The sequence below is a fragment of the Rubripirellula tenax genome (genome assembly GCF_007860125.1).
GTDB classification, from domain to species: Bacteria; Planctomycetota; Planctomycetia; order Pirellulales; family Pirellulaceae; genus Rubripirellula; species Rubripirellula tenax.
Genome location: NZ_SJPW01000003.1, coordinates 1059158 through 1071311, shown reverse-complemented (window position 1 = coordinate 1071311; position 12154 = coordinate 1059158). Strand labels below are relative to the sequence as shown.

Annotated in this window: 5 protein-coding genes; all 5 read left to right on the top strand. The window is 55.9% G+C overall.

Going from position 1 to position 12154, the window contains the following annotated elements; translation table 11 throughout:
* Nucleotides 1–239: PEP-CTERM sorting domain-containing protein (locus tag Poly51_RS14500; protein WP_146458467.1), on the top strand; the 239-nt coding region annotated here is incomplete at its 5' end.
* A gap of 206 nt (nt 240–445) precedes the next feature.
* Nucleotides 446–4951, top strand: a complete 4506-nt coding sequence (locus Poly51_RS14495; RefSeq protein WP_186775555.1) for a M60 family peptidase N-terminal accessory domain-containing protein — start codon at nt 446–448, stop codon at nt 4949–4951.
* Nucleotides 4948–5661 (top strand): PEP-CTERM sorting domain-containing protein, encoded by a 714-nt coding sequence (locus tag Poly51_RS14490; protein WP_146458465.1) that lies wholly within the window; start codon nt 4948–4950, stop codon nt 5659–5661. Before Poly51_RS14495 ends, Poly51_RS14490 begins: the two co-directional genes overlap by 4 nt.
* A 201-nt stretch (nt 5662–5862) precedes the next feature.
* Entirely contained in the window at nt 5863–11388 is a 5526-nt protein-coding gene (locus Poly51_RS14485) for a DUF5060 domain-containing protein (protein ID WP_146458464.1), read from the top strand.
* Between the two features lie 57 nt (nt 11389–11445).
* Nucleotides 11446–12129 (top strand): PEP-CTERM sorting domain-containing protein, encoded by a 684-nt coding sequence (locus Poly51_RS14480; protein WP_146458463.1) that lies wholly within the window; start codon nt 11446–11448, stop codon nt 12127–12129.
* Nucleotides 12130–12154 lie beyond the last annotated feature (25 nt).

The window sequence follows — 12154 nt, the reverse complement described above, 5'->3', positions numbered from 1 at the left end:
CTTTGGCACCGCTGCGATGGTTCACCGTCAATGTGGATACGACCGGTCTGGCCCCAGGCACCTACGGAGTCACGCTAAGCAGTCCCAACGCATCATTTCGCAATTCGATGAACCGTCCCGTCGCAGCGAGGGCCAATCTAAGCTTCACCGTTACGGCGATTCCAGAACCCAGTTCCGTCGTTGCCCTGATGCTGATCGGGGGTACGGGATGTCTGGTCCATCGAAAGCGGCGACGATAAGTGTCGCCAATCGATGCGGCGAAGAATCAAACGGGGGAATGACTGTCGCGTTTGAAAAGCGGGATCGCCTGAGACGACGAAAGTCTTAACGAAAAACCAACTTCAGAATTCGTTTTTCGCGAGCAATGCAATAGGTTCGCGATCCACAACTCATCTCTCGCGTCGTCTGTCGGACGATGCAAACTCATCCCGGGTGGAACCCCATCATGTTGAATTCTCGTGCAAAGCTTAGAAACCGGCAAGTCAGCAACCGGATTCGACGTTCACGGCTTGAAACGCTCGAACGACGACAACTCTTGGCCGCCGACATCCCAGACTTTGTGGGGGACGGGCAGATTGGGCTCGTTGGAACGGCACAAGTGTCAGATACCTGGGAAACGATCAATCTGACTCAAACGTTCGTCAATCCCGTGGTCATCGCGGGGCCTCCGTCTCAAAATGACGGTTCTCCGGCAACGGTCCGAGTTCGTAACGTTAACAGTAACAGCTTCGAAATCTCGGTGGATGAATGGGACTACCTTGACGGAACTCACGCGACCGAGACCGTTTCCTACTTGGTCGTCGAGGGCGGCACACACCGGCTGACCGATGGAACAAGGCTGGTCGCCGGTTACTTGACCGATCAAACGCATACCTGGACGTCCTTCTCCACCGATGATTTATTCAGTTCTCGCCCGGTGTTGTTGTCGCAGATCATGACCGACAACGATGCTGCCGCTGCGACAACGCGAGCGAATGTATCGTCTAACAACGACTTTCAGATTCGAATCCAGGAAGAAGAAGCCGCAGACGACATTCACGGCGCCGAGACAGTCGGATTCATTCTGATCGACAGCGGAGTTGGTTCAACGGGCGACCAAGACTTCCAAGCGTTCATTACGTCACCCATTATCACGCATCAGGACTTCGACCGTTCGATAAACGGGGCGGGCTTCGACACAGCGCCGGCGTTCTTCGCAAACATGCAAACCATCAATGGCACGGACCCATCGACCGTTGGTCTGACCGCATTGAGTAACACCACCGCGACGATCTTTATCAATGAAGAACAATCCGGCGACACCGAAGTTGCACACTGGTCGGCGGAAGTCGTCGGCGGTCTTGCGATCGAACCGGGCGGCATTTTTGCGTCGACAACCGTTGTGGCTAGCGATCGCTTTGATGCCTTGGAAGCACACATCCTCGGGACGGACACGATGACGTTTGCTGAGCTTAAAACTTGGAGCAATACGTTTGACAACGAGTCCGGCTCACTAGGCAATCGCATCAACGATTTTGTGGCAGCCGTCGAAGTGGTGGAACTCTACGAGACCGAAAAGGGCCCGCTTTTTACTAGCCAGGGCATTTCCAGTTTCGACAATGACTGGCCAACCAGTAACGATAGCCGCGGTTTAGAGCGTGCCATTTTCCGTGTTTACCAAGCGATCTTTGATGCCACCAACGCGAACCTGATCAGGGAATTTCCTGACGTTGTCGACACCGTGATGTTCAAATCAACGCAGAACTTCCCCGGCACAGTTGCCCCACCCACCGACCCGAATGCGGTCTACCAAGTGCGTATCGACGGGAGTCTGGCGGCTCAATTTGGCAGTCCCGGCGGCTATGAATCCAACGAGGCTCGCCGCATGACCGGTGCCTATCTTGCGCCGGGCAGCATCGCCGAAGTGATTGTGCCGCAAGCATTGGTCAACGCGGGATATAAAATCCGTGTGGGTGGGCACTCGTGGGATCTATCAAACAAGAACTCTGCCAACCGCTTGCATCGCGTCAGTAACCAGTTCAACATCACCAGTACGGTCACTCAGGTTGCCAACCCGATGGGCGGCAACATCTACATCGAAGTTCCCGTTGGGGCGGATGCGGGAATTGTCGATGTGCAGTTCCGCAACACGGTTCGCGCACCGTTCTTCTCCGATCGCGGTTTCGACGAAACGTCGGCTAGCGAGTGGAACACCGAACGAGCCTACCCAGGCGCGTTTACCGATATCGAGAGCGAATACTCAATGTGGACCGTCCCATCAAAGTGGGTGCGGACGATGAGTCACGCTCAAATCATGGCGATCATAGAGGCCCATGATGCAATGATTCAGACCGCTTCGGTTGCGGCGGGAAGAGATGCTGATCGCACCAAAGCGATTCTCTACATGATCGTGGACACGCAAATTCGCGGCACCGCGTTCAGTATCGGGTACCCGCAAAGCAACTACGGCAATTTCTCATCCAGTACCGTGAAAGCCCCGCTGACCGTCGCTAACGCTACCGCTGGAAACGGAGACAGTGTATTGCTTCACGAACACGGTCATGCGGAATTGCTTACGATGTTTAACGGTGAACCCGAAGCACAGGTTCACATGCTGGCAACGGCGGTGGGGCACAAGGTAGAAGGTCGCACGTTGCAGCGAGCATTCGCTGGTTCAATGGCCTTCGGGAATACTTTTAACCACACGACGTCCGACATACTGAACAGTTGGGTTGTGATGGATCAGTTCCTGTCCAACCAGGACATGGTCCGTGCGCAGGCTGCGTATCGTCCACGCGGACATGCGGATTACGTCGAGTACGTGGAACTATTTGGCTGGGAAGCGTACGAGAATTTCCACCGTACTCTCAACAACGAAGCTGATGGAAAAGACTGGAGCGAACTTGGCATCATTCGCACCAATCACAACGCGAATGATCGAATCCTGCGACTTTCACGCGAGGCGGGCGTCAACGTTGCGCCGCTGTTTAAACTTTGGGGGCATAGCCCAAGCAATCGGTCCCAGCTCGACACTGCGATGGCAAACGAAGGTTTGGAACCTTCGGTCGGAATTTACGATCGGTTGATCGAGGCGAGGAATTCAGTTCCACAGACCCAAGCTCAGTGGAACGCCGTGGACAACAAGGTAAGGGCCTACTATTTCTCAGGTGAACCGCTTTGGGACACGCTACGCAATACCAACAACGGCAATACCGGGTATGAAGCTTCCGCCTACAACGGCGTCGAGCGTCGGACTGCCGCAGTGGCTCGCATTGATGCAATCATTGCGTCGTACTTCCCCGGTGGACGGCCTGAGGTAGTCGACCGAAATACGACGCCGAATGTCGTCCTGTTTGAAGGAATCAACTTCCATGGTCAAACACTAGAATTGCCCGAGGGCCGCTACGCGAACGTTGACCTTGACGCTTCGCTGGTTCGCAATAACGAAGCGTCATCGATCAGCATTCCTGAAGGGTTCGTCGTGACGGTTTACAATTTTCAGTTTTCCGATGACCAAGCCACGTACACGTCTTCGACGGCTGATCTTGCAAGCTTCGACAACCGCACGTCCAGCGTCGTCGTCACCCGCGCAACGATCGACGGACTCAGCGTCGATATCGGAGGCACGATCGCTGGAACACAGTACGATCAGTTGATAACCAACGCGGGGACGCTGGATGGAACGCTGACCGTTTCGCTGACCGATTCCTTTGTTCCGTCGGCGGCGGACACCTTCACACTCGTGGTTTCCAGCACGAATCTGGCGGGCGAGTTTGGCAATGTTGAAAGTGGCCAACGAATCACAACGGTCGGCGGTGAAGGCACTTTCTTAGTGACGTATGATGCGTCTAGCAGTACGGTGGTGCTGTCGGACTATGCCGTGGTGTCAGTTGCGTCCACCATCGTTAATCGCGGCTTGGCCTACCGTGGCGCCAGTGCGATTTATGGCGAAGGCATGGTCGACCCGAACAAGTCGGCGCTGCACGGGCCCGGTGCCGCGGCATCGATGGCCAACTACACCAACTACTCGCAAGGCATCAACCGAGTCGTCGTTGACATCGACAATCTGCCGGCGACGACGCTGACGGAATCCGATTTCCAGTTTCGTGTCGGCAACACCGAAGACTTTGGCAACAGCCTGGCCTGGACGTCCACATCGCCGTCGGCGATCAACGTCGCGGCGCTAGCCGGGACGACCAAGCGTGTCACCATCGACTGGCCTCACCAAACCATCATGAACCAATGGTTGGAAGTCACCGTCAAGGCAAACGCCAACACCGGGCTTACCCAAGACGATGTGTTCTACTTTGGCAATCAAGTCGGTGACGTCGACGGATCCACTTCGCCATCGAAGCATGTGACCGTTAACGCGTTTGACACGCTAGATGTACGATTCCACCAGAGTCCCAGCAGCAACAGCGTTGGCATCGACAACATTTATGACATCGACCGCAACGGATCGGTCAACGCTTTCGATACCCTGGACGTACGATTCAGTCAGATGCCTTCGGGTGGACTGATGATGATCACACTGCCGCCAGCGGCAGCACCAGAAGCAACAGCGGCAGCACCAGAAGCAGCACCACCGGCAGCCAGCAGCGTTGCGGTACAGAATCCCAACAACGCGTTGGACGTTAACGGTGATGGACAGGTCACGGCGTTGGACGCCTTGATCGGAATCAACTTCCTCGGACAAACCGCTGCGTCGTCCGAACTGTGGGGTTTCTCAGAACGCCAGTCGTCGGCGTTCTTCTATGACGTCAGCGGTGATGGCCAGGTGACCGCCCTGGACAGTCTGCAGATCATCAACAAGCTGGGACGATCATCGAGTCAGCAAGCTGAAATGAGCGCCATTGACCAGCAAGACTCACTATCGGACCGCGACGATGAATTGGATTGGGTTTCCGATCGAACATTGCAACAAGACAGCATCTTTGATTTAGCACTAAGTACTTGGAATAAAAAAGAATGACCTATCTCTTAAGCAGCAACCGCTGCCTCCGATCGTTGAAAGCTTGCGTTGCGGTTGTACTGATCTCGCTGTGCCATGGAGTGCCCGCGTCGGCGGACTATGTGATCTCGATTGGCACTCCCGGCGCGGAAAACGTCGACCTGGAACAATCGCGTGCGAATCAATCCATCGACTTCTTTCTAGGGGAAGACCTTGGCGGCAGTGCCGCGCAACCCGTCTCGAGCGTCGTTGCCTTCTTCAGCCTAGAACAGGGTTTGATCGAAGGAATCATCGTGCCGGCAGGAACCGAGACGGCGACCAACGCGACGGGCACGGTCAGCGCCACCGGCGCTGGGACGGTTGGCTATTTTGGCGCCGGCAATTTGGCTGCCTCGACGATCTCGAAGGAATCCGATACATCGTTTCTGATCAATCAAGAATTCACTAATGCGATGCAACCAGTCAACGACTCTTTGGCACCGCTGCGATGGTTCACCGTCAATGTGGATACGACCGGTCTGGCCCCAGGCACCTACGGAGTCACGCTAAGCAGTCCCAACGCATCATTTCGCAATTCGATGAACCGTCCCGTCGCAGCGAGGGCCAATCTAAGCTTCACCGTTACGGCGATTCCAGAACCCAGTTCCGTCGTTGCGATTGCGATTCTGGGTGGTGGTAGTTTGTTGGTCCGTCGTTTCCGACGTCGCAAAAGCCAGAAGACTTCGGTCTAATGGAAGGCGTTTCGACAATCAACACGGCCTGAGTGGTGGCTTGGGCGGTGAATCGGTCGTACAGTCATTCACTCCCAATGTTTGACATCAGGGTGAGCGGTACATCGCTAGTTTCATCAAGGATGCCCAGTGTTTCATTCGCATCGCCACAGCCTATCGGAACGAAAACCATCCAGAAATCGAACCCGGGCCCGCTTGCGGTTGGAGTCGCTTGAAAAACGGCAACTGCTGGCGGTCGGCGTGATCGCTCCCGTCGGTGCTGAATTGTTCAGCGAAGCCGGTTCCTATCATGAATATGGGACGAGCGGAAGCCAGTGGTATGACGGCTCGGGTATCTCCGATGCCAGCGTTGTTGAAACCGGTGATCCGATTCCCACCCTCTGGCCGGAACACGTTGCGGGCAACAACAGCACGCGAGTTTCCAGAATCCGACTCGCTTCGGAAGTCAATGTACTAACGTTCGATCTTGGTGGGACATTTGATGTCAGCGGAATGGTGCTTTGGAATAGCACCGAGGCGGGACAAACCGATCGTGGTTTTGAAAACACCGTCCTGTCCTATTCGACCGACGGCGGATTGACCTTCACCGGCAGCGACTCGTTGACGTGGACCGAACGGGGTGCAGACGGTTCGGCCAATCAGGGAAACACGCCGACACCGCCGGTCGCCTTGTTCGCACCCGAAGTCAAGATGCTGTCCAGTGCGGTCGGAGGTGTCACGCATGTCCGAATGAACGTCGATAATTTCTCGACTGCCGGATCTGACAATATCGTCATGGCGTCAGAAATTCGATTCATCGGTGAATCGGCGGCATCGACGTCAGGTGTTTACAACGAAGCAAACGGCTTGGTTGTCATGGAGATGGAGAACACTCCGTCGGACTTGGGTTTGTGGCAGGAACAGACTCAGTTGTCGAACTATACCGGCGATAGTTATTTTCAGTTTCTTGGCAACAACTACCAAAGCGGACCCGCGAATTCGCCTTTGGAGTACAGGTTTCGCATCAACACTCCGGGGCTCTATTACCTGCACCTGCGATCCGCCAAAGAAAACAGCGCTGATCCGACGCGAACCGACATCAGCAATGACGCCTACGTTCGCGTCGACGGAGACTACAACGCTGGCCCCGGCCCGCACGGTAGCCATGGCAACAACGCATCGCTAAGTCTGTTGCAGAGCAACACCAAGTTTTTCGGCGGCGCTCTGAACAGCTTCAAATGGGATTCCGGTAATCAGCTTGACCCGGGCGGAGACACCAATAAACGAGTCGCTGTTTACGATTTCAAAGCGGGCGAGGAGTACACGTTGGTCGTGTCGGGCCGATCAAAGTTTTACAGCATCGATCGAATCGTGTTCCGACACGAGAGTACCGCTGTTGGCACAGCCCAAAACCTGAACACACCCGAATCGTCTTTCATCCCTGCTCAGGACACGGGCAACGTGGCGATCACGGGCGAGTTGAAGCAATGGCACAAAACCACGTTGACGCTTGATGGCCCCACGGCCAGCGAGAGTGGTTCTGTCAATCCGTTTACGGACTACCGCATGAACGTCACGTTCACGCATCCCGCCAGCGGACTTTCCTATACGGTTCCCGGCTATTTCGCCGCCGACGGCGATGCCGCCAATACGGGCGCGACCAGCGGAAACAAATGGCGTGCCCACTTGGCGGCCGATGTCGAGGGTTCGTGGAACTATTCGATCTCGTTCCGTACCGGGACCAATGTTGCGGTCAACGACAGTCCCACGGCCGGCACTGCCTTGGCTCCGCTTCATGGAATCACGGGCAGTTTTACGATCGGCGCGACGGACAAGACGGGTGATGATTTTCGTGCCAAGGGACGCCTTGAATACGTCGGCGAACACTATTTGCAATTCGCCGGAACGGGCGATTTCTTCATCAAGCAAGGTCCCGATGCACCGGAGAACCTGTTGGCATACGCCGATGTGGATGGAGACTTCAAGACCGACGGAAACTACAACCGAGGAACGTTTGCTAGTGAAGCCGAATCCATCAAGCAATGGAATGCACACGAGGCTGATTGGAATGCCGGTGATCCAACATGGTCGCAGGTCGACGGCACGCAAGGCACGTACGGCAAAGGACTAATCGGCGCGATCAACTACTTGGCCTCGGAAGACCTCAATGCGTTTTCCTTCCTGACGATGAATATCAACGGAGACGACAAGAATGTTTTCCCCTATACGACATATTCCGAGCGGAGTCGCATCGACGTTTCCAAGCTCGACCAATGGGAGATCGTTTTCGAGCATGGCGACAAGATGGGAATGTACTTGCATTTCAAAACCCAAGAAACCGAAAACGACCAACTGCTTGATGGCGGCGACTTGGGCAACGAGCGAAAGCTCTATTATCGCGAGTTGATTGCAAGATTCAGTCACCACCTGGGCATGAACTGGAATCTGGGCGAAGAGACGACGAACACGACACAGCAACTCAAGGATTTTGCCCAGTACTTCCACGACAATGATCCGTACCGGCACAATGTCGTTCTCCATACTTATCCCGGGCAAAAAGATCAGCGATACACACCGTTGCTAGGAAGTGCATCGGAGCTGACGGGCTTGTCGCTGCAAACCAGTCAAGCCGATTTCTCGAATGTTCACGTAGACACGGCGACGTGGGTCGCGAACTCGGCAGCCGCAGGTAAGAAATGGGTCGTTGCCGTCGACGAACCGGGTGACGCCCAGCACGCGTTACGACCCGACAACGATGCGGGCAACAGTCACGTCGACGGCCGGAAAAATGCCCTCTGGGGAACCTTGATGGCAGGTGGCGCCGGCAACGAATGGTATTTCGGTTACGGGCACGCCGAATCGGATTTGACTCTCGAGGACTTCCGAAGTCGCGACAACTGGTGGGACTACACCCGATATGCGAAATCGTTTTTCGAAGACTTCGACATCCCGTTTTGGGAAATGATCGGCGACGACTCGATCAGCACCGCGTCGAACGACTATGGTTTCTACAAAGAGGGCGAGGTCTACACGGTTTATTTGAAGAACGGCGGCACGACCAGTTTGAATCTCGGCACTTCGCCGGCGAACGAAGTATTCAATGTCAAATGGTTTGATCCGCGAAACGGAGGCGGGCTACTGGACGGCACGGTGACCCAGGTCAACGGTGGCGGAACCGTGTCGCTGGGGCAACCGCCCAACAGTGTTGGCGAAGACTGGGCCATTCTGGTGACTTCCGAATTCTTCGTACCCGGACTGGCCGTCGATGGAGCCTTCCTAGTCAACGCCGACAACGATTCTGACATCGCAGCGTTGACCGACGGCATGGTGATCAACCTGGCCACGATGGATACGACCAATCTGAATATCCGAGCAACCACCGAGGGCGCCGCAGGAAGCGTCGGGTTCGCGCTCACGGGCGCAACCACACGCAACCAATCGGAAACCGTCGCCCCCTACGCTCTGTTCGGCGACGACAGCGGAAACTATCGACCGGGGACGTTGAACGTCGGACAACATACCTTGGTCGTGACGCCGTTCTCAGAAGCGAGTTTGAATGGCACGGCGGGCCAGCCGATCACGATTCACTTCGTCGTCAGCGATGGGAACACCAACAGCCCGCCCACCGGATCGGTGACCATCACCGGCACGTTGACCGAAGGCCAAACGCTAACGGCATCCAATACTCTGGCCGATGGCGATGGGATCGGTCCGATCAGGTATCAGTGGCAGCGCGATGGCGTGAATGTATCCGGCGCAACCGGCAACACCTACGCTTTAAACACAGCGGACGTCGGAACCAAGATCAGCGTCGTGGCCAGCTACACCGACGGCAGCGGCAAGCTAGAACAGGTCAGCAGCGCGCTCGATCAGCCCGCAACGTATTCGTTCGCCGCGCGAACCAACTTTCCGGTCATCGATGCAGGCGAGGTGGTTTATTACGCCGACAACCCCAATGACGCGTTGGCGATCAACGCAGCCGTTGTCGCCGATCGCGACAAGTTCGCCCGCGCGTCGCACACCTTCACGGGGCAGTCCGGCGTCTACCCCCTGCGGATCACAACGCTGACCGAAGAGGATGGCGAATCCATCTATCGTTTGTTGGTCAACGGATCCGTGGTTGGCACCTACCAAAACCCTCGCATCGGATCGGGCTCACCGCTGGATCTGCAACCCAATCAACATGTTTGGAACGACATTGCTCTGCAATCGGGTGACATCGTTTCGGTTGAATCCAATACCGACACCAATGGTGAGATTCCCGAAGGTACTGGAACAGCCTGGGCACGAGGCCGTTGGCGATCGCTCGACTTATTCACAGGTGTTGGTCCCGTCGTAGCCGACAACAGCGGTCCGACGATCAACAAAGTATTCCTGGTCGACTCTGATAGCGACGCAGACATCGTCGAACTGACGAACGGTGCAGTGATCAGCCTGACCGAACTCGCCAGGACAACCCTAAATGCCCGTGCGACGACCAACCTCGCCGTTGGAAGTGTCCGATTCGCACTCAGCGGAGCGACAACAAAGAACCAAACTGAAAGCGTGGCACCCTATGCTTTGTTCGGCGATACTGCTGGGGATTTCGCTGCCGGGACTCTGGCACTCGGCCAGCATACACTGGTCGTCACGCCCTACTCGGGTGGAGGTCTAACTGGCACAGTTGGAACTCCTGTAACCATCGTGTTTGAAGTCACAGATGCGGTTACCAGCGTTGTTGGTCGCAGCGTGGCTTACCGTGGCGCCGGTGCGACCTACGGCGAAGGCCTGGCCGACCCGAACAAATCGGCGCTGCATGGGCCCGGCGCGACGGCATCGATGGCGAACTACACCAATTACTCACAGGGACTCAACCGAGTCATCGTCGACATCGACAACCTGCCCGCGACAACGTTGACGCAACCCGATTTCGAATTCCGCGTCGGTAATACCGAGGACTTTGGCAACAACCTCGCATGGACTTCCATGCCGTCTTCGGCGATCGACGTGGCGACACTGACGGGCGCCACCAAGCGTGTCACGATCGACTGGCCCCATCAAGCCATCATGAATCGATGGTTGGAAGTCACTGTCAAGGCAAACGCCAACACCGGACTTGACCAAGACGATGTGTTCTATTTTGGCAATCAAGTCGGTGACGTCGACGGATCTATCTCGCCATCTAAGCATGTGACCGTCAATGCCTTTGACACGCTGGATGTCCGGTTCCACCAAAGCCCAAGCAGCAACAGCGTTGGCATCGACAACATCTATGACATCGACCGCAACGGTTCGGTCAACGCTTTCGATACCCTGGACGTCCGATTCAACCAGATGCCTTCGGGCGGGTTGATGATGATCACCCTGCCGCCGCCGGCGGCACCAACAACCGCAGCCAGCATTGCCAGTGCGGCGATACAGAATCCGGACAACGCGCTGGACGTCAACGGCGATGGCCAAGTCACGGCGCTAGACGCGTTGATGGGGATCAACTTCCTTGGACAAACGATTCCCTCGTCCGAGTTGACCGGGTTTGCCGGACGTCCGTCGCCTGCCCACTTCTATGACGTCAATGGTGACGGGCGAGTTACGGCGCTGGATAGTTTGCAGATCATCAACAAGCTGGGGCGCGCATCCAACCAACATTCCGAGCAAATTCCCATTCCCCAACTAGAATCGACATCCGATGATGACGACGACTTGGATTGGGTTTCGGACAATTCGGCTGGGATAGAAGCGACGATCGATTCGGCGCTGAGCGACTGGTAACTCCATTTCTTCCTTGAACGACACTCCTAAGATCCACACCTAGAACGAGAAAACTACATGCCCCCGTCTCGACGTTGCCTCGAAGCAATCTGCATTGTCCTCCTTTATTCACTTTCCGCGTCGGCGGACTATGTGATCTCGATTGGCACACCCGGCGCGGAAAACGTCGACCTGGAACAATCGCGTGCGAATCAATCCATCGACTTCTTTCTAGGGGAAGATCTTGGCGGCAGTGCCGCGCAACCCGTCTCGAGCGTCGTTGCCTTCTTCAGCCTAGAACAGGGTTTGATCGAAGGAATCATCGTGCCGGCAGGAACCGAGACGGCGACCAACGCGACGGGCACGGTCAGCGCCACCGGCGCTGGGACGGTTGGCTATTTTGGCGCCGGTAATTTGGCTGCCTCGACGATCTCGAAGGAGTCCGATACATCGTTTCTGATCAATCAAGAATTCACCAATGCGATGCAACCAGTCAACGACTCTTTGGCACCGCTGCGATGGTTCACCGTCAATGTGGATACGACCGGTCTGGCCCCAGGCACCTACGGAGTCACGCTAAGCAGTCCCAACGCATCATTTCGCAATTCGATGAACCGTCCCGTCGCAGCACGAGCCAATCTAAGCTTCACCGTTACGGCGATTCCAGAACCCAGTTCCGTCGTTGCGATTGCGATTCTGGGTGGTGGTAGTTTGTTGGTCCGTCGTTTCCGACGTCGCAAAAGCCAGAAGACTTCGGTCTAATGGAAGGCGTTTCGACAATCAACAC